Here is a 17,156-nt window from a genome sequence, read left to right on the forward strand (position 1 = left end):
ATGGTCCTCAGCAAATGTCTCAGATACCTACAGCTAAGATCGGAATGGGCGTTTCCGTATTTGGCCTTCTTGTTTTCCTGCGAGACACTTACTTCAAATGGAGAGAGGATCGTCGCGCAGAGAGGGCAGAACAACGAGCTGAGGCGGAAAGTAGAAGGAACGCGCCTAAAGGCGACTAGGAACTCAGAGCCAAATTAAACGCGGCCTCTGCGGCATCGCCAAAACACACGAACACGATCTCGTCCAGCGCGTCCGGATTGGCCTCGATCCAGCGCTGCACGGAGCCGATCGCGACCGCGGCCGCTCTTTCCATCGGGTAGCCGTAAATGCCGGTCGAGATGGCCGGAAAGGCCACCGACTTGAGGCCATGATCGCGCGCGAGATCGAGGCTGCTGAAATGGCACGAGGCGAGCGCCTGCGCCTCCCCTTCCCCGCCGCCGTGCCAGACCGGTCCGACCGTGTGGATCACGTGGCGCGCGGGCAGGTCGTAGCCCCCCGTCATCCGCGCCTGGCCGGTCGGGCAGCCACCCAGCGTCTCGCATTCCGCCAGCAGTTCGGGGCCCGCCGCGCGGTGGATCGCCCCGTCGACCCCGCCGCCGCCCAGCAGCGAAGAATTGGCCGCATTGACGATCGCATCGACCCGACAGGTAGTGATGTCGCCGCGCTCGATGCGGATGGATGTCATTGCGAGTGCACACGAACGGCGCGCGGAGCACGCCTGTACCCGAGCCAGCACAGTGCCAGCATCACGATATTGCCGACAAGGTCGAGCAGCCCGACTTCGGTCAGGACGGGTTCGACCGCGTAGAAATAATAGTTGAACGCGAAGAAGGGGAGCAATCCGATACCGTAGGCCGCGAAGGTCCGCTTCGTGAAGGTCGAGAACCAGGCGAACAGGCCCGAGATGCAGGCTTGCGCGCCGAAGCAGCCGATCGCGAAGACTTCCGCGAAACTGCCGCTACGATAGGCTTCGTTGACGGTCAGTTCGAGCACCATCGCGGGCGCGACCAGTGCCCATCCGCCAAGGATGAAGAAGACAAGCGCGAGACACTTCTGGAGCGTGGGTGCGCTCACTCGAACTCCATGATGACCTGGTCGACCTGAAGGCTCTCGCCCTCGGTCGCGGGGATCGCCTTGACGGTCGCGCTCTTCTCGGCGCGCAGGATGTTCTCCATCTTCATCGCTTCGACCACCGCGAGCGGCTGGCCCGCTTCGACCTTGTCGCCCTCGGCGACCTGAAGCTTGGTCAGGAGACCGGGCATCGGGGCCATCAGGAAGCGCGACAGGTCGGGCGCGACCTTTTCGGGCATGTGCGCCAGCAAGGCGGCGACGTCCGGCGCATAGAGCCGAGCCTGGTGCGCCGCCCCGCGCGTCACCAGCCGGTAGCCGCGCCCTTGTGCCTTGACCTGCACGATACGGCGGCGCCCGTCGCATTCGGCGACCAGCAGCGACTGGCCCGGCGAATAATCGGCGATCACGTCGATCGGCTCGCCATCGTCCACCGCGACCAACGTGCCCCCGTCATAAGGGTCGACCGCGACCTCGTAGTGCGCGCCGTCGAGGACGACGACCTGCTCCATCGAAGGAAAGACCGGATCGCCCAGCTGCCCGTCGATCAGCGCCATGCGCGTCTCGTGGGTCAGTCCGACCACCGCGGCCAGCGCGACGAGGTCGGTCTTGAGTTCGTCGTCCGCCGGAGCGCCTTCGAACCCTTCGGGATATTCCTCGGCGATGAAGCCGGTCGTCAGCCTGCCCGAGCGGAAACGCTCGTGCTGGAGCAGCGCGGAAAGGAAGTCGACATTGTCGTTCAGTCCTTCGATCTCGAACGCGTCGAGCGCTTCGACCGCCAGGTCGATGGCCGCCTCACGGGTCTCGCCGTGGGTGATCAGCTTGGCGATCATCGGGTCGTAGAACATTGACACTTCGCCGCCCTCGGCGACACCGTCGTCGACGCGCACGACCTCGCCGTCCTCGCGGAACTCCTGCGGCGGCGAATAGGTCGTCAGCCGCCCGGTCGAGGGGAGGAAGCCGCGATACGGGTCCTCGGCATAGACGCGCGCCTCGATCGCCCAGCCGTCGAGGGTGACGTCGTCTTGCGTGAAGTCCAATTTCTCGCCCGCTGCGACGAGGATCATCTGCTCGACGAGATCGAGCCCGGTCACTTCCTCGGTCACCGGATGCTCGACCTGGAGGCGGGTATTCATTTCGAGGAAGTAGAAGCCGTCGCCGGTCTTGTCCTTGCCCGACACGATCAGTTCGACCGTACCCGCGCTGTGATAGTCGACGGCACGGGCCAGCGCGACCGCCTGCTCGCCCATCTTCTTGCGCATCTCGGGGCTAACGAACGGCGACGGCGCTTCCTCGATCACCTTCTGGTGGCGGCGCTGGATCGAGCATTCGCGCTCGCCCAGGTAGACGATGTTGCCGTGCTTGTCGCCGAGCACCTGGATCTCGATGTGGCGCGGTTCCTCGATGAATTTCTCGATGAAGACGCGGTCGTCGCCGAACGAGTTGAGGCCCTCGCGCTTGGTCGCCTCGAAGCCTTCGCGAACGTCCTTTTCGGAATAAGCGAGGCGCATGCCCTTGCCGCCGCCGCCCGCCGACGCCTTCATCATCACCGGATAACCGATCTCGTTCGCGATCTTCACGGCTTCGTCGGTGTCCGCAATCTCGCCCAGATAGCCCGGAACGACATTGACGCCCGCTTGCTTGGCGAGCTTCTTGGATTCGATCTTGTCACCCATCGCCGCGATGGCGCCGGCCGGCGGGCCGATGAAGGCGATGCCGGCCTTCTCGAGCGCTTCGACGAAGGAGGCGCGTTCGGACAGGAAGCCGTAACCCGGGTGCACGGCCTCGGCGCCCGTTTCCTTGCATGCCGCGATGATCTTGTCGGCAACGAGGTAGGATTCCGCTGCCGCCGCCGGGCCGATATTGACCGCTTCGTCGGCCATGGCGACGTGCGGCGCCTTGGCATCGGCGTCCGAATAGACCGCCACGGTCGCAATCCCCATCTCGCGCGCGGTGCGCATCACGCGGCAGGCGATTTCCCCGCGATTGGCGATCAGGATCTTTTTGAACATGCGGTCTCCGGACTGCGGCAAAAACTGCGCGCCGCTATGCCCCCTGCCCGCGCGAAGGGCAAGCCGCGCCTATTGCGCGCAGCCCGTCACCATGCCCCATTCCTCGGGCAACGGCTCGGGACCCGGCAGCAGGAACTGGAGCGCGCCGGGGAGCAGCGCGTGATAGGCGATGCCGTGGGTGAGGTCGGGCCGGTCGGCGAAGCAGGTCTTCGCGCCCGCTTTCTCGCGCACCGCGACCACGCGCCGCACGCCTTCGTCCATCGTCTCACCCTCATTCTCGATCGAGATGAACAGCGGGGGCGTTCCCGCACCGTCCGCCTCGGCCTTGCGGGCGAGCAGCATCTCTTCCCACCACAGGCTCGGGCTGATCGCGACATAGCCGTCGAACAGGGCGGGGCTGGCCAGCAGCGTCTCGACCACGAAATGGCCCGCCGCGCTCTCGCCGACGAGAAAGTCGCGCCCATCGGTGCGATAGGCACCGGCAACCTTGGGCAGCACCTTGTCCTTGATGAAGGCGCGGAACAGCGCGCTTTCGCCCGCGGTCGGCCACACGTCGAGCGCTTCCTGGTCGCTCGTCGGCGGAAGCAACTCGCGCTGGCGGTCCTTGGTCTCGATCCCGACGAGGATGAATTCCTCGGTCCGCCCCCACATCTGCGTCCAGCGCGCGACGCCGACCTGCATCATCAGGTCCTGCGAAACGCCGCCATCGAGCATGTAGACAACCGGATAGCGCCGCGTCTCGTCCTCGCCGTAGGACAAGGGCAGCACGACATTGATCTCGCGCTCCACGTCCATTGCCTGGACGACATGCTGTTCGCCGATGGTCAGCGGCAGGGGATCGGCCAGGGCCGACGTGGCGGTCAGCGCGGCAAGCGCGGCCAGGATCATACGCAACATAAAGGAAACTCCTATTCGGCGGCTTCGTCGACCGGCGGCTTGTTGTGGCCGAGCAGGCGCAACACTTCGTCTGCGGCATCGGCGAGATTGGTGCCCGGCCCGAATATCGCCTGGACGCCCGCCTTGCGAAGGAAGTCGTAATCCTGCGGCGGGATGACGCCCCCCGCGACGACCTTGATGTCGCTGCGACCCATGTCCTTGAGGTGCCCGATCAGCTCGGGGATCAGCGTCTTGTGACCGGCCGCGAGGCTCGAGGCGCCGACCACGTCGACGTCCTCGCTGACCGCCATTTCGGCCGCCTCGCGCGGGGTCTGGAACAGCGGCCCGGCGACGATGTCGAAGCCGAGATCGCCGAACGCCGAGCTGACCAGGTTGGCGCCGCGGTCGTGCCCGTCCTGCCCCATCTTGGCGACGAACATCTTGGGCGCACGCCCCAGCCGCGAGGTGACCGACTTCGTCCCCTCGATCGCTGCGGTCCACGCCTCGTCGGCGCGCTGGCCGTAGATGCCGCTGACCGGCTGCGGCCGCGTGTCGTAGCGCCCGAACACCTTTTCCAGCGCGTAGCTAATCTCGCCCAGCGTCGCGCGGGCCCGCGCCGCGCGCACCGACAGGCGCAGCAAATTCTCGCCGCCCTTCGCGCCTTCCTCGAGCGCGGCCAGCGCGGCCTTGACCTCTTCCTCGTCGCGCGCGACCTTCAATTTCTCGATCCGCTCGACCTGGCTAGAGCGCACGCGCGCATTGTCGACTTCGAGAATGTCGAGCTCGGGCTCGTCCTTGAGCCGGTAGCGATTGACCCCGACGATCACCGTCTCGCCCGTGTCGACCTTGGCCGCACGCGCCGCGGCGGCTTCCTCGATGCGCTGCTTGGGCAGCCCTTCGGCGACCGCCTTGGTCATCCCGCCATGTTCCTCGACCTCGTCGATCAGCGCGCGCGCCTTCTCGACCAGCTCGGCGGTCAGCGCCTCGACATAGTATGACCCGCCGAGCGGATCGGCGACCGCGGTGATGCCGCTCTCCTCGGCGAGGATCAGCTGGGTGTTGCGCGCGATGCGGGCCGAGAAATCGGTCGGCAGCGCGATCGCCTCGTCGAAGCTGTTGGTGTGGAGCGACTGGGTGCCGCCCAGCGTCGCCGCCATCGCCTCGATCGTGGTGCGCACGATATTGTTGTACGGGTCCTGCTCGGTCAGCGACACGCCCGAGGTCTGGCAGTGGGTTCTTAGCAGCTTGGACTTCTCGGTCTTGGCCCCGAGACCGGTCATGATTTCCGCCCACAGCGTGCGCGCGGCGCGCAGCTTGGCGACTTCCATGAAGAAGTTCATGCCGATGCCGAAGAAGAAGCTGAGGCGCGGCGCGAACTTGTCGATGTCGAGCCCGGTTTCCGCGGCGGCGCGCACATAGGCCATGCCGTCGGCGAGCGTGTAAGCGAGCTCCTGCACCGCCGTCGCCCCGGCCTCGTGCATATGGTAGCCCGAGATCGAGATCGAGTTGAAGCGCGGCATCTCCTCGGCGGTGTAGGCGATGATGTCCGAAACGATCCGCATCGAGGGTTCGGGCGGATAGATATAGGTGTTGCGGACCGCGAACTCCTTGAGGATGTCGTTCTGGATCGTGCCCGACAGCGCCGCGTGATCGACCCCCTGCTCCTCGCCCGCGACGATATAGAAGGCCATCACCGGCAGCACCGCGCCGTTCATGGTCATGGACACGCTCATCTCGCCCAAGGGAATGCCGTCGAACAGCAGCTTCATGTCCTCGACCGTGTCGATCGCGACGCCCGCCTTGCCGACATCGCCCGACACGCGCGGATGGTCGCTGTCATAGCCGCGGTGGGTGGCGAGGTCGAAGGCGACCGACAGGCCCTTCTGCCCCGCCGCGAGATTGCGGCGATAGAAGGCGTTCGACTCCTCGGCGGTCGAGAAACCGGCATATTGGCGGATGGTCCACGGCCGCCCCGCATACATGGTCGCATAGGGTCCGCGCGTATAAGGCGGCAGGCCCGGATAGCCCGGGTCGAGCCCGTCCGTGTCCGCGGGTCCGTAGACGGTCTTGAGCGTGATGCCCTCGGGCGTCTCGACGCTGAGGTCGCGCCCCTTCGATTCCTTGTCGGCGAGCTGCTGCCAGTCGCCCTTGGTCGGCTTGTCGGTCATGGGCGGCGTCCTAGCGCGCCCGCGCGCCCTAGGAAAGGATCAGCTCGCGCAGGCCCAGCCCGATGGTGAGATCGAGGCCGATCACCAGCATGAAAAGCGACAGGCCCGCGTTGAACAGCACCAGCGTCTTGAACTTGGCCTCGCCGGCCTCGGCGCGGGTCAGGCGGGTGCGATAGAGCGGGATCACGCCGTCGGTGAGCGCGGTGAACACGCGCCGCGCGAGCAGCCCGGCGACGACCAGCGCGACTACGCCGGTGAACAGGTCGATCGCGGCATCGTTCATCAGTGGGCCTGCTTCGGGCTTTCCATGATCTCGGTCAGCACGCCTTCCATGTCCTTGGGATGGAGGAAGAAGATCGGCGTCCCGTGCGCGCCGATCCGCGTCGGCCCGAGGATGCGCTTGCCGAGCCCCTCGAACCAGCCGCGCGCTTCCTCGATGTCGGGTACCTCGAAGCACAGGTGATGCTGCCCGCCGAGCGGGTTCTTTTCGAGGAATTTGACGATCGGACTATCCTCGCCCAGCGGCTCGATCAGCTCGATCTGGCTGTTGGGCGTATCGACGAAGCACACGCGCACGCCCTGCGCCGGCAGGTCAAACGGCTCGCGCACGACCTCGGCCCCCATCGTTTCGCGATAATGCGCGACCGACTTGTCAATCGACGCCGTCGCCACGCCGACATGGTTGAGCCTACCCAGTTTCATCTGCCTTGCTCCTAGAGCGGAATATTATCGTGCTTCTTCCACGGGTTTTCGAGGCTCTTGTTGCGCAGCTTGCGCAGGCCCAGCGCGACCCGCTTGCGCGTCGAATGCGGCATGATCACCTCGTCGATGAAGCCCTTCGAGGCCGCCACGAACGGGTTGGCGAAGCGATCTTCATATTCCTTGGTCTTCTGCGCGATCTTGTCGGGATTGCCCGCATCCTTCCTGAAGATGATCTCGACCGCGCCCTTGGCCCCCATCACCGCGATCTCGGCGGTCGGCCAAGCATAGTTCAAGTCGCCGCGCAGGTGCTTGGACGCCATCACGTCGTAGGCGCCGCCATAGGCCTTGCGCGTGATCACCGTGATCTTGGGCACCGTCGCCTCGGCATAGGCGAACAGGAGCTTGGCGCCATGCTTGATGATCCCGTTATGCTCCTGCGCCACCCCCGGCAGGAAGCCCGGCACGTCGACCAGCGTCAGGATCGGGATCTCGAACGCATCGCAGAAGCGCACGAAGCGCGCCGCCTTCTTCGATGTGTTGATGTCGAGCACGCCCGCCAGCACCATCGGCTGGTTGGCGACCACGCCGACCGTACGCCCCTCGATGCGGCAGAAGCCGACGATGATGTTGGCGGCATGGTTCGGCTGGATCTCGAAGAAGCGGCCCTCGTCCGCCACTTTCCGGATTACCTCGTGCATGTCGTAGGGCTGGTTGGCGTTGGGCGGGATGACCGTGTCGAGGCTGTCCTCGAGGCGGTCCCAGGGATCGTCGGTCGGCACCTCGGGCACCGCGTCGCGGTTGCTCGCGGGGAGGTAGGCGAAGAATTCGCGCGTCGCGAGCAATGCGTCGATGTCGTTCTCGAACGCCGCATCGGCCACGCCCGACTTGGTCGTGTGCGTCTTCGCGCCGCCCAGCTCTTCCTGCGTCACTTCCTCGTTGGTGACCGTCTTCACCACCTCGGGGCCGGTCACGAACATGTAGCTCGTATCCTCGACCATGAAGATGAAGTCGGTCATCGCCGGCGAATAGACCGCGCCGCCCGCGCACGGGCCCATGATGACCGAAAGCTGGGGGATGACGCCGCTGGCCAGCACGTTGCGCTGGAACACCTCGGCATAGCCCGCAAGGCTGGCGACGCCCTCCTGGATGCGCGCTCCGCCCGAATCGTTGAGGCCGATCACCGGCGCGCCGACCTTCATCGCCGCGTCCATGATCTTGCAGATCTTCTCCGCGTGCCGCTCCGACAAAGAGCCGCCGAGTACGGTGAAATCCTGCGCGAAGACGTAGGTCAGGCGGCCGTTGATGGTGCCCGACCCGGTCACGACGCCGTCGCCCGGGTAGTGGACCTCGTCCATCCCGAAATCGATGCAATTATGTTCGACGAACATGTCGACTTCCTCGAAGCTGCCCTCGTCGAGCAACACGGTGAGGCGCTCGCGCGCGGTCAGCCGGCCCTTGGCGTGCTGCGCATCGATCCGCTTCTGCCCGCCGCCGAGCCTGGCGGCTTCGCGTTTCGCCTCGAGGGTTTCGATCGTCGAACTCATGCAAATCTCCTGTCGCGGCGCGGGTGGCACGAAAGGAGGCGGGGCGTCAATTGCCGGGCGGTGGCGGGGGTGCTTCGGGGGCGACGGGATCGATGCTGCCTCGCGCCATCGGATAGCGCAGGTAGAAGATTTCGGACGCCTCGGGATTGCCGACATTGACGACCTCGTCCGTGCCGCAAGCGGCGCGCAGTTGCAGCGCCGCCTCCCACTCCTCCTTGAAGGCATTGGGCGCGGCATAGGAGAAATGCTCGCCGATGCGGCCGGTCATGCGCCCGGTCAGGCGGTCGACCGTGACGAGGTGGCCGTCGCGCACGTCGAGACCGGTTTCGGCATGGAAGAACGCGAGGCTTTCGCTCCCGTCCTCTGCCATCACCCTGAGGCAGCCATCGCGCAGGATCAGCCGACCCGACCCGAGCGCTTCCAGCTGGAAGAAGGTGCGGTTGGGTTCGTTGGGCATCACGCGCACCATGTCGAGCGCGGCCTGCGTCGCTGCTGGCGCCACCAGCGGATGCACGAAGCTGATCGTCAGATAGTCCTCGACCTCCCAGCCCTTCTTCGCGATCAGCGCGTCCCAGTCTTCCTCGGTCAGCGCGACGTCGAGATGGATCGACTTGTCGAGCGTGCCCGTCCCGCCGCCGCCCAGCGCGCCGAGCGGCTGGAGCCGCTTGATCCAGCGATCGAGTTCGGCCTGCGCCTGTTCGTCGGTGCCATCGAAGCCTTGCGTTGCCTGACGCCGCGCGACCGGCAGCGCGCCTTTCTGCTCGGCCTCGGCCAGCAGCGGGCGATAATCGGGCGTCTCCGCCTCGAGGATGGTCGGCCATTCCTTTCCGGCGTCGGGCGGCACATCGCCCGCGCACGCCGCAGGAAGGAGCATCAGGATGGGCAGCAATTGACGCATGACAGGCACCTCTCGGCCCCATCGACGCATGGCGCGCCTTGCGCGTCCCTGAACGCGCCTAGAGTTCCAGCCGCCGCTGGTAGATGTCGAGCTCGTCGCCCTGCACCTTGACCACGTGGACGACATTGGTCGAACCCGACACGCCGAACGGCACGCCCGCCATGATCACCAGCCGGTCGCCCTTGCCCGCGATATGGTGGCGCAGCGCCATGCGCTTGGCCTTGCCGACCATTTCCTCGAAATTCTCGACATCGCGCGTGTGGACCGCGTGGCTTCCCCACAAGAGCCCGAGGCGCCGCGCGACCTGCTGCGAGGCGGTCATCACCAGCATCGGCACCGAGGGACGCTCGCGCGAGATGCGCCGCGCGGTCGAGCCGCTCGAGGTGTAGCAGACCATCGCCTTGGCGCTGATCGTACGCGCGATGCCGCGGGCGCTCTCCGCGAGCGCATCCGCCGTCGTCGCTTCGGGCCGCGTCTCGGTGAAGTGGATGCGGTCGAAATAGCGCTCGTCTTCCTCCACCGCGCGCCCGATGCGGTCCATCATCTTGACCGCCTTGACAGGATAGTCGCCCGCCGCGCTTTCCGCCGACAGCATGACCGCGTCGGCCCCGTCGTAGATCGCGTCGGCGACGTCGTTGACCTCGGCGCGCGTCGGGGTCGGCGAGAAAATCATCGATTCGAGCATCTGCGTCGCGACCACCACCGGCTTGCCGTGATGGCGCGCGGTCGCGACGATCTTGTTCTGTACCGGTGGCACCTTTTCGGGCGGCAGCTCGACGCCCAGATCGCCGCGCGCGACCATGACCGCGTCGGCGAGTGCGAGGATTTCCTCGAGCCGCTCGACCGCCTGCGGCTTCTCGATCTTGGCGAGGATGCCGGCCCTGTCGCCGATCAGCTCGCGCGCTTCGGCGACGTCCTCGGGCCGCTGCACGAACGACAGCGCGATCCAGTCGGCCCCCTGTTCGAGCGCGAATTGCAGGTCGCTGCGATCCTTTTCGGTCAGCGCCGGGATGGGCACCACCACATCGGGCACGTTGACGCCCTTGCGGTCGGAGATCTTGCCGGAAACCTGCACCTCGGCGACGATCTTGTCGGCGGTCACTTCCTTGGCGGTCAGGCGGATCTTGCCGTCGTCGATCAGCAGCATCGAGCCCGGGGTGAGCGCTTCGAAAATCTCGGGATGCGGCAGGCAGACACGGCTCGCATCGCCCGGCGCGGGGTCGCGGTCGAAGGTGATGAGGTCGCCCTTCTTCACCTTGACCTTGCCGTCGGCGAACGTGCCGACGCGCAGCTTGGGACCCTGCAGGTCGACGAGGATGGTGGTCGGGCGCCGCAGCTTCGCCTCGAGCGCGCGGATGTGGGAAAACAGCGCCTTCTTCTCGTCCTGGCTGCCATGGCTCATGTTGATCCGGAACGCGTCCACGCCCGCGCGCTTCAATTCCTCGATCATCTCGGGCGTGTCGGAAGCCGGGCCGAGGGTCGCGAGGATTTTCACCTTGCGGTCGCGGGGCTTCATCGATTGGGCCATGTGCCTGTCTTTCTTCGCGCTTTGCTGTCTTCGTGCGCCGCCATAGCGGACCGTGCGGACCGCGCAACCGGCTTGAGCGAACGCGCCGCCTCGCCTAGAGCCGCCGACCGACCCTGACACCATCTATGAAGATTCGGAGTGACCAATGAGTGACGGTAGCATCGCGGCCGACCAGCTGCGCCTGTTCATCGAGCGGATCGAACGTCTCGAGGAAGAGAAAAAGGGCATCGCGGACGACATCAAGGACGTCTACGCGGAAGCCAAGGCGAACGGCTACGATACCAAGACGATGCGCGCCATCGTGCGCCTGAGGAAGATGGAAAAGCACCAGCTCGACGAGCAGGATGCGCTTCTGGAGACCTATCGCGCCGCCCTCGGGATGGCGTAAACACGGCCCACTGACACTCGCGACCGGAAAAAAGGGGTTTGTCCATGAAGCAGTTCGAAGTGCGGATGGACGACCTCGCCCGGTCGCGGCTGGTCGAGCGGGACCTGCCCGCCCTCGCCGAAGAAGCGATCCGGCTCGAGATCGAGCGCTTCGCCTTCACCGCCAACAACATGACCTATGCGGTCGCCGGCGACATGCTCGGCTATTGGCAGTTCTTCCCGGCCAGCGAAGACGGCTGGGGCCAGATCCCGGTCTGGGCGAGTGCCCGCGTCATCGAGAGCAGGCACGAGGCCGTCGCCGTGGGGGACCGCTTCTACGGCTATTTCCCGCCTGCCGGGATGGTCGACCTGTTGCCCGGCCAGGTGAGCGCGCGCCGCCTTGTCGACATGGCCCCGCACCGCCAGGCGCTGCCGCCGCTCTACAACCTGTATCGCCGCCTCCCGGACGAGGCCGATGCGGCGTCCGACAACAACATGATCCTGCTCGCGCCGCTCCACCTCACCTCTTTCTGCCTGTGGGATGCGCTCAAGAGCCGCGACTGGCACGGCGCCGAGCAGGTCCTCGTGTCGAGCGCGTCGTCGAAAACCTCGCTCGGTCTCGCATTTGGCCTCCACCGCGACGAGGACGCGCCCGAGACGATCGGCCTGACCTCGCGCGGCAATGTCGAGTTCGTCCGGCGCACCGGCCTCTATGACGAGGTTGTTGCCTATGACGACGTGGCCGCGCTCGAACGCGTGCCCAGCGTGCTGGTCGACATGGCGGGAAGCCCCTCGCTTGTCGCCTCGCTGTTCGGCCATCTCGGCGACAAGTTAACCTATCGCTACAATGTCGGCGCGACCCATGCGCCGGGCACCGACACCGCCTTGTCGGGCGAGGGCGCGAAAGCGTCGGGCGACAAGGAAATGTTCTTCGCCCCGCGATACATCCTCGAGCGCGTCAAGGAATGGGGCGCGGAGGAATTCGACCGCCGTTCGACCGCCTTCGTCGCGGGCGCGGCCGAGGCCACCGCCGGGTGGATGTCGATCGAGGAGCGCGTCGGTCTCGACGCGCTCGCGGACGCCTACGACATCTTCCAGCAGGGCAGCTGGCCGCCCGACAAGGGCCTGGTGATCCTCCCCTGACCCTGCGGGCGTTGAAGCGGAGCCGCGGGCCTGCTTAAGCTGTGCCCGAAACCATTCGCAGGAGCGTAGCATGATCGTCACCACCACCCCGTCCGTCGAGGGCCGCGAGATCGCCGACTATCTCGGCATCGTGGTCGGCGAGGTCATCGTCGGCGCCAACATCTTCCGCGACATGTTCGCCTCGATCCGCGATCTCGTCGGCGGGCGCGCGGGCGCCTACGAGGAAGTGCTCGAACGCGCGCGCCGCGAAGCGATCCTCGAAATGGTCGGCAAGGCGCGCGGCCTGGGCGGCGACGCCATTGTCGGCTGCGACCTCGACTACGAGATTCTCGGCAAGGCGGGCTCGATGCTGATGGTGTCGATCTCGGGCACCGCGGTAAAGCTTCGCTAGGCGGCATGCCTAGACACGCGCCGTTCGAGTTCGAGCGACGGGAAAATCTGCTGGTCGACACGGCCAACGGTCTCGCGATCGACTTCTATTCGTGGCCCGAATATCATTACACCGTCTGCCTACAGCCCCTATCCGGGCCGCAGGCCGAGGCATGGCCCGTCGACCAGCGCGCCTATTTCCAGTTTTCCTATCGCTGGTGAAAAGAGGGCGGAACGACGTTCCAGACCTTCGCAACGGCGAACGAGGAACAGTCGTTCAGCGACGACTATCCCGGACGTCGGCGCGAAGTCCTCGAGGCGATCGTCCCGTTGATCCTGCCCATGTCGTTTCACAGCTTTCCAAGCATCGAAGCCGCTTTCGAACCGGTCCTGCCCAAGAGCTTCGAGGGCTTCCTGTCGGGGATCAGGCGCTTGTCGCCGCCCCCCGATATTGAACGCGCTGGCCGCATAAGCTAGGCGTCGCTCCGATTCATCCCCTCATAAATTCGAGAAACGAACCGATGGCCGGCCATTCCAAATTCAAGAACATCATGCACCGCAAGGGTGCGCAGGATAAGAAACGCTCGGCGCTCTTCTCCAAACTGTCGCGCGAGATCACCGTCGCGGCCAAGTCCGGCCTGCCCGATCCCGAGATGAATCCGCGCCTGCGCCTCGCGGTCCAGACCGCGCAGAAGCAGTCGATGCCCAAGGACAATATCCAGCGGGCGATCGACAAGGCTGCGGGCGGCGAAGGCGATAATTACGAAGAGATCCGCTACGAGGGCTACGGCCCCAACGGCGTGGCGATCATCGTCGAGGCGCTCACCGACAATCGCAACCGCACGGCCACCAACGTGCGCACGATCTTCTCGAAGAACGGCGGAAATCTCGGCGGACCCAATGCGGTCAGCCACGGCTTCGACCGCCTCGGGCTGATCGAATACAGCGCCGATGCGCTCGACGAGGAGAAAGTTCTCGAAGCGGCGATGGAAGCCGGCGCGGACGACATCCAGTCGGACGAGGAAACCCATTCGATCTGGACCGAAGCGGAGCAGCTCCACGAAGTCGCCAAGGCACTGGAAGGCGCGCTCGGCGAACCGGAGACCGCCAAGCTGGCGTGGCGTCCGCACCTCGAGGTCGACGTCAAGGGCGGTGACGCCGATACGCTGATGAAACTCATCGACGCACTCGACGACGACGACGATGTCCAGACCGTCTGGGGCAATTATTCGCTGTCGGACGAGGAACTCGAGCGCCTCGGCGGCTGATGCGCATCCTCGGTCTCGACCCGGGTCTCGGCACCACCGGCTGGGGCCTGGTCGAGGCGGACGGCAACCGCCTGCGCCACCTGGCTAACGGCCACCTGAAGACCGACCCCAAGGAGCCGCTCGCCAAGCGACTGTCGCACCTTGCGAGCATGGTCGAGGCGATCATTGCCGACCATCGGCCGCAGGCCGCGGCCCTCGAGGAAATCTTCGTCAACAAGAACCCCCAGTCGACCCTCAAGCTCGCCCAGGCGCGCGGCGTACTGCTGATGGCCTGCGCGCGCGCCGGGCTCGAACCCGCCGAATATGCCGCGCGCCTCGTCAAGAAATCGGTGGTCGGCGTCGGCAATGCCGACAAGGCGCAGGTCCACGCGATGGTCACGAGGCTGATGCCCGGCGCCAATGTCGCGGGCGCCGATGCGGCCGACGCGCTCGCGGTCGCGGTCACGCATGCCCATCATCTCGCCGCGAGCCGAAGCGGCTTGCGCTGACCGCCGCGCGCGCTAGCCTTCGTTTCATGATCGCGCGCCTCACCGGCAAACTTGCCGAAACCGGAACCGAAACCTGCGTCCTCGACGTCTCGGGCGTCGGCTATCTCGTCCATTGTTCGGCCCGCACGCTCGAGAAGATCGGCGATGTCGGCGGCCATGTCATGCTGCTCACCGAGATGCAGGTCCGCGAGGATTCGATGACGCTCTTCGGTTTTTCGAGCGCCGCCGAGAAAGCCCATTTCACCGCGCTGACCGGGGTCCAGGGCGTCGGCGGCCGCGTCGCGCTCGCCATCCTTTCCGCGCTTACCCCGGACGAGCTGGTGCAGGCGGTCTCCTCGGGCGACAAGGCGATGGTGGCGCGCGCCAACGGGGTCGGGCCCAAGCTTGCGCTGCGCATCGTCAACGAGCTTGCGGGCAAGCTCGGCGACCCGTCGCTAGCAGGCGGGATGGCCGGCGCCGCGCCCAGGGGCAGCCACGCCGCCGACGCGCTCTCCGCACTCGCCAATCTCGGCTTCAAGCCCGCCGAGGCCTCGCGTGCGGTCAAGGCCGCGCAGGACGAACTCGGCGCCGATGCGGGCCTCGACGCGCTGGTCCGCACCGCCCTCAAGAAAGCCGCGAAATGAGCAAGCACCGCCGCAAGAAAGCGCCGGCGCCCAAGCCTCCCGTCGACAGGAGCGACTGGATCGAGTGGGTCCGCTACGTCCTGCTCGCGATGGTTGCGGCGGTGGTCGGCGTCGTCCTCTACATGCTCTTCGCCGACCCCTCCGACCTGTCGGGGGGCGACCTGTTCGCGGGGGTGATGATGGCGATGTGGGGCGCTGCGCCGCTGCTCGTCGCCTACCATGCCAGCCGCCCGCGAAAACCGCGCGTGCGCCGCCTCAGCTGGTCGCTCTCCGGGCTTGTCGGCGGTGGGTGGATGCTCGCGCTGATCGCGCCCATCGCGCAGGGCGAAGGCGGTTCGACCGCTGCGCTCGGTCTACTCGTTTTGCCCTTCTACCTGTTCGTCGGCCTGCTCGTGGTCCAGCTGATCCAGACGCTGCTCGAAAGCCTCCAGGGGCGTCGCTAGCCCCAGGCTTGGCCGTAGACGCGCAACAGGTTGAGCCCGAGAAGTTTCTCGACCTGCCGCTGGCTCCACCCGCGTTTCATCAGGTCCTCGCCAAGCCGCTTGTAGAGATCGATCGAGTTGTAATCGGGCACGAGGGGCAAGAAGTCCTCGCCTTCTCCTGGCGCCGCGATCCCTCGCTCGATGCGTTCCTTCTGGTTGGCGCGAAATTGCGCACGCTGCTCTTCCGTCAGCACGATCGGGAGCGTCCCATTGTCGGTACCGATCGTCACGCAGTCCTCGCCGCCCACCTTGGCGATATGCTCGATGTGTCGAAGCAGGGTCTCGCCGGTGGGGACCGGATCTGCGCTCAGGTAAGGGATGAAGAAAACGCCGACCGTGCCGCCCTTTTCGGCGATCGCGCGGATGGTCGCATCGTCGACATGGCGCGGATGGGCGTGCACCGCCATCGCACCCGAGTGGGAGACCATCGGCAATTTCGCATGCGCCGCGCCTTGCGCCATCGTTTTCTGACCGCCGTGCGACAGGTCGAGCAGCATCTTGTTCGCCTCGATCGCCTCGATCGTCGCGTACCCGAGCCGCGACAGGCCTCCGTCGGCTTCTTCCAGAGCCCCGTCCCCTGCGAGGTTGCGGAGATTGTAGGTCAGCTGAATCGTACGGGTGCCCAGCTCGTGCATCTTGGGGATGCGGTCGAGATCGGCACCGACCATGCTGGTATCCTGCGTACCGATGATGATGCCGAGTTTGCCGTCGCGCTTGGCGGCATGGATGTCGGCGACCGTTTCGACCAGCGTCAGGCGGTCCGGGTTGGCGCTGATCTGCGCCTTGACGTCGTCGACGCTTTCCTCGAAGGCCTCCCAGCTGGCCCCGTCATTGCCGACCGGGCGGACGGTGGTGCGGAACACGGTAAGGCCCATCTCGCGGGTCTCCTTCCACGCTCTCTCCGTCAATCGCGCATGGCCTTCATTGTAGGGGTCGGACAGTCCCGTCAGCCCGTCGATCACAATCGCCGATCGAAACCAGTCCTTCTTGGGGGCCGCCGCGCTCAGCGGCCCGGCCGTCATCGCGATCCCCGCCGCGCCCGCTGCCAGGAAGCTACGCCGATCCAACATATCCATTCCTTCCCCAAATACTGCGCGGCGCGATGCCCGCACCCTGTCATGCCTGACACCTCCCGCTCGGCAAAGCGGCATCCGCTCTCGACCGGTGAAAACGCTGTGCTTCGCCCGCGCATTTGTGCATCATGCCGGTCATGGACGAGGAAACCCATCGCGCGGCCTGTCGCTGCGGGCAACTGGAAGCGGTCACACGCGGCGAGCCGCTGCGCGTATCGATCTGCCACTGCCGCGCCTGCCAGAAGCGGTCGGGCAGCGCGTTCGCCGCGCAGGTCCGTTTCCCGGTCGAGAATGTCCGCGTGAAAGGCGACGCGAAGAGTTGGACCCGCACCGGCGATGCCGGCGGCGAAGTCGAGTATCGCTTCTGCGCCGACTGCGGCACCACCGTCGCCTACACCCTGTCCAGCGAGCCACAGAGCATCGCGATCCCGCTCGGCCTGTTCGACGATCCCTACCGCTTCCGCCCCGCCGCCTCGGTCTACGAGGAGCGGATGCACGAATGGGTCGAACTGGCCGGCGGCGACATCGACCACCACGATTGAGGCGAC

General features: G+C 66.1%; 20 protein-coding genes. 9 read left to right on the forward strand and 11 right to left on the reverse strand.

Translation table 11 applies throughout. The features are described 5' to 3' along the window. Window positions 1–175: 175 nt before the first annotated feature. The 10 genes from NNY25_RS10705 to pyk all read right to left on the reverse strand — a co-directional run bounded on the left by NNY25_RS10705 (window position 176) and on the right by pyk (window position 10,796). A complete protein-coding gene (locus tag NNY25_RS10705; protein WP_265571564.1) occupies window positions 176–685 on the reverse strand; it encodes an O-acetyl-ADP-ribose deacetylase in 510 nt (169 codons plus the stop codon). Then, the gene (locus NNY25_RS10710) at window positions 682–1,074 is read right to left on the reverse strand and encodes a hypothetical protein (protein ID WP_265571565.1); all 393 of its coding nucleotides are present in this window, start codon (window positions 1,072–1,074) and stop codon (window positions 682–684) included. The genes NNY25_RS10705 and NNY25_RS10710 overlap by 4 nt, the downstream gene beginning before the upstream one ends. Then, complete coding sequence (locus NNY25_RS10715) at window positions 1,071–3,080, reverse strand: acetyl-CoA carboxylase biotin carboxylase subunit (RefSeq protein WP_265571566.1); 2,010 nt, start codon at window positions 3,078–3,080, stop codon at window positions 1,071–1,073. Before NNY25_RS10715 ends, NNY25_RS10710 begins: the two co-directional genes overlap by 4 nt. 69 nt (window positions 3,081–3,149) lie before the next feature. Beyond that, window positions 3,150–3,977, reverse strand: coding sequence for an alpha/beta hydrolase (locus NNY25_RS10720; protein WP_265571567.1), 828 nt, complete (start codon window positions 3,975–3,977; stop codon window positions 3,150–3,152). A gap of 11 nt (window positions 3,978–3,988) precedes the next feature. Continuing rightward, the gene (gene scpA / locus NNY25_RS10725) at window positions 3,989–6,124 is read right to left on the reverse strand and encodes a methylmalonyl-CoA mutase (protein WP_265571569.1); all 2,136 of its coding nucleotides are present in this window, start codon (window positions 6,122–6,124) and stop codon (window positions 3,989–3,991) included. A gap of 28 nt (window positions 6,125–6,152) precedes the next feature. Then, window positions 6,153–6,407, reverse strand: coding sequence for a hypothetical protein (locus tag NNY25_RS10730; RefSeq protein WP_265571570.1), 255 nt, complete (start codon window positions 6,405–6,407; stop codon window positions 6,153–6,155). After that, window positions 6,407–6,826: a methylmalonyl-CoA epimerase gene (gene mce, locus NNY25_RS10735; protein WP_265571571.1), complete on the reverse strand. Its 420-nt coding sequence runs from the start codon at window positions 6,824–6,826 to the stop codon at window positions 6,407–6,409. The genes NNY25_RS10730 and mce overlap by 1 nt, the downstream gene beginning before the upstream one ends. An 11-nt stretch (window positions 6,827–6,837) precedes the next feature. Then, entirely contained in the window at window positions 6,838–8,370 is a 1,533-nt protein-coding gene (locus tag NNY25_RS10740; RefSeq protein ID WP_265571572.1) for an acyl-CoA carboxylase subunit beta, read from the reverse strand. Window positions 8,371–8,416: 46 nt separating this feature from the next. Next, window positions 8,417–9,268, reverse strand: coding sequence for a hypothetical protein (locus NNY25_RS10745; protein WP_265571573.1), 852 nt, complete (start codon window positions 9,266–9,268; stop codon window positions 8,417–8,419). 58 nt (window positions 9,269–9,326) lie between these two features. After that, window positions 9,327–10,796 carry a pyruvate kinase gene (gene pyk, locus NNY25_RS10750; RefSeq protein ID WP_265571574.1) on the reverse strand — a complete coding sequence of 490 codons (1,470 nt, stop codon included), beginning with the start codon at window positions 10,794–10,796 and terminating at the stop codon, window positions 9,327–9,329. 145 nt (window positions 10,797–10,941) lie between these two features. On the opposite strand from pyk, the gene NNY25_RS10755 reads away from it, so the two are divergent. From NNY25_RS10755 to NNY25_RS10790, 8 genes are all read left to right on the forward strand, one after another. Continuing rightward, window positions 10,942–11,184, forward strand: a complete 243-nt coding sequence (locus NNY25_RS10755) for a DUF2312 domain-containing protein (RefSeq protein WP_265571575.1) — start codon at window positions 10,942–10,944, stop codon at window positions 11,182–11,184. 44 nt (window positions 11,185–11,228) lie between these two features. Then, window positions 11,229–12,305, forward strand: a complete 1,077-nt coding sequence (locus NNY25_RS10760) for a DUF2855 family protein (protein ID WP_265571576.1) — start codon at window positions 11,229–11,231, stop codon at window positions 12,303–12,305. A gap of 70 nt (window positions 12,306–12,375) precedes the next feature. Further along, window positions 12,376–12,696, forward strand: coding sequence for a heavy metal-binding domain-containing protein (locus NNY25_RS10765; RefSeq protein WP_265571577.1), 321 nt, complete (start codon window positions 12,376–12,378; stop codon window positions 12,694–12,696). A 5-nt stretch (window positions 12,697–12,701) separates the two neighbouring features. After that, a complete protein-coding gene (locus NNY25_RS10770) occupies window positions 12,702–12,896 on the forward strand; it encodes a hypothetical protein (RefSeq protein WP_265571578.1) in 195 nt (64 codons plus the stop codon). A 299-nt stretch (window positions 12,897–13,195) separates the two neighbouring features. Next, on the forward strand, window positions 13,196–13,942 hold the full coding sequence (locus NNY25_RS10775) for a YebC/PmpR family DNA-binding transcriptional regulator (RefSeq protein WP_265571579.1): 747 nt from the start codon (window positions 13,196–13,198) through the stop codon (window positions 13,940–13,942). Then, window positions 13,942–14,430 (forward strand): crossover junction endodeoxyribonuclease RuvC, encoded by a 489-nt coding sequence (gene ruvC / locus NNY25_RS10780; RefSeq protein WP_265571580.1) that lies wholly within the window; start codon window positions 13,942–13,944, stop codon window positions 14,428–14,430. Before NNY25_RS10775 ends, ruvC begins: the two co-directional genes overlap by 1 nt. Window positions 14,431–14,456: 26 nt before the next feature. Continuing rightward, a complete protein-coding gene (gene ruvA / locus NNY25_RS10785) occupies window positions 14,457–15,053 on the forward strand; it encodes a Holliday junction branch migration protein RuvA (RefSeq protein WP_265571581.1) in 597 nt (198 codons plus the stop codon). After that, entirely contained in the window at window positions 15,050–15,496 is a 447-nt protein-coding gene (locus tag NNY25_RS10790; protein WP_265571583.1) for a hypothetical protein, read from the forward strand. Before ruvA ends, NNY25_RS10790 begins: the two co-directional genes overlap by 4 nt. On the opposite strand, the gene NNY25_RS10795 is transcribed toward NNY25_RS10790, so the two are convergent. Next, the gene (locus NNY25_RS10795) at window positions 15,493–16,605 is read right to left on the reverse strand and encodes a dipeptidase (protein WP_265571584.1); all 1,113 of its coding nucleotides are present in this window, start codon (window positions 16,603–16,605) and stop codon (window positions 15,493–15,495) included. The genes NNY25_RS10790 and NNY25_RS10795 overlap by 4 nt on opposite strands. A gap of 140 nt (window positions 16,606–16,745) precedes the next feature. Here NNY25_RS10795 and NNY25_RS10800 point away from each other — a divergent pair, with 140 nt between their 5' ends. Continuing rightward, window positions 16,746–17,150 (forward strand): GFA family protein, encoded by a 405-nt coding sequence (locus tag NNY25_RS10800; RefSeq protein WP_265571585.1) that lies wholly within the window; start codon window positions 16,746–16,748, stop codon window positions 17,148–17,150. Window positions 17,151–17,156: the final 6 nt, after the last annotated feature.

Source organism: Sphingomicrobium nitratireducens (assembly GCF_026157035.1).
In the GTDB taxonomy this organism is placed as follows: Bacteria; Pseudomonadota; Alphaproteobacteria; order Sphingomonadales; family Sphingomonadaceae; genus Sphingomicrobium; species Sphingomicrobium nitratireducens.

What these genes read in the sequence shown, in the direction of transcription:
- NNY25_RS10765 (WP_265571577.1), top strand. Translation starts at nt 12,376, where the DNA reads ATGATCGTCACCACCACCCCGTCCGTCGAGGGCCGCGAGATCGCCGAC.
- ruvC (WP_265571580.1), top strand. Translation starts at nt 13,942, where the DNA reads ATGCGCATCCTCGGTCTCGACCCGGGTCTCGGCACCACCGGCTGGGGC.
- ruvA (WP_265571581.1), top strand. Translation starts at nt 14,457, where the DNA reads ATGATCGCGCGCCTCACCGGCAAACTTGCCGAAACCGGAACCGAAACC.
- NNY25_RS10705 (WP_265571564.1), bottom strand. Translation starts at nt 685, where the DNA reads ATGACATCCATCCGCATCGAGCGCGGCGACATCACTACCTGTCGGGTC.
- NNY25_RS10770 (WP_265571578.1), top strand. Translation starts at nt 12,702, where the DNA reads ATGCCTAGACACGCGCCGTTCGAGTTCGAGCGACGGGAAAATCTGCTG.
- NNY25_RS10740 (WP_265571572.1), bottom strand. Translation starts at nt 8,370, where the DNA reads ATGAGTTCGACGATCGAAACCCTCGAGGCGAAACGCGAAGCCGCCAGG.
- scpA (WP_265571569.1), bottom strand. Translation starts at nt 6,124, where the DNA reads ATGACCGACAAGCCGACCAAGGGCGACTGGCAGCAGCTCGCCGACAAG.
- NNY25_RS10800 (WP_265571585.1), top strand. Translation starts at nt 16,746, where the DNA reads ATGGACGAGGAAACCCATCGCGCGGCCTGTCGCTGCGGGCAACTGGAA.
- NNY25_RS10720 (WP_265571567.1), bottom strand. Translation starts at nt 3,977, where the DNA reads ATGTTGCGTATGATCCTGGCCGCGCTTGCCGCGCTGACCGCCACGTCG.
- NNY25_RS10730 (WP_265571570.1), bottom strand. Translation starts at nt 6,407, where the DNA reads ATGAACGATGCCGCGATCGACCTGTTCACCGGCGTAGTCGCGCTGGTC.
- NNY25_RS10775 (WP_265571579.1), top strand. Translation starts at nt 13,196, where the DNA reads ATGGCCGGCCATTCCAAATTCAAGAACATCATGCACCGCAAGGGTGCG.
- NNY25_RS10715 (WP_265571566.1), bottom strand. Translation starts at nt 3,080, where the DNA reads ATGTTCAAAAAGATCCTGATCGCCAATCGCGGGGAAATCGCCTGCCGC.
- NNY25_RS10745 (WP_265571573.1), bottom strand. Translation starts at nt 9,268, where the DNA reads ATGCGTCAATTGCTGCCCATCCTGATGCTCCTTCCTGCGGCGTGCGCG.
- NNY25_RS10795 (WP_265571584.1), bottom strand. Translation starts at nt 16,605, where the DNA reads ATGTTGGATCGGCGTAGCTTCCTGGCAGCGGGCGCGGCGGGGATCGCG.
- NNY25_RS10760 (WP_265571576.1), top strand. Translation starts at nt 11,229, where the DNA reads ATGAAGCAGTTCGAAGTGCGGATGGACGACCTCGCCCGGTCGCGGCTG.
- pyk (WP_265571574.1), bottom strand. Translation starts at nt 10,796, where the DNA reads ATGGCCCAATCGATGAAGCCCCGCGACCGCAAGGTGAAAATCCTCGCG.
- NNY25_RS10790 (WP_265571583.1), top strand. Translation starts at nt 15,050, where the DNA reads ATGAGCAAGCACCGCCGCAAGAAAGCGCCGGCGCCCAAGCCTCCCGTC.
- NNY25_RS10755 (WP_265571575.1), top strand. Translation starts at nt 10,942, where the DNA reads ATGAGTGACGGTAGCATCGCGGCCGACCAGCTGCGCCTGTTCATCGAG.
- mce (WP_265571571.1), bottom strand. Translation starts at nt 6,826, where the DNA reads ATGAAACTGGGTAGGCTCAACCATGTCGGCGTGGCGACGGCGTCGATT.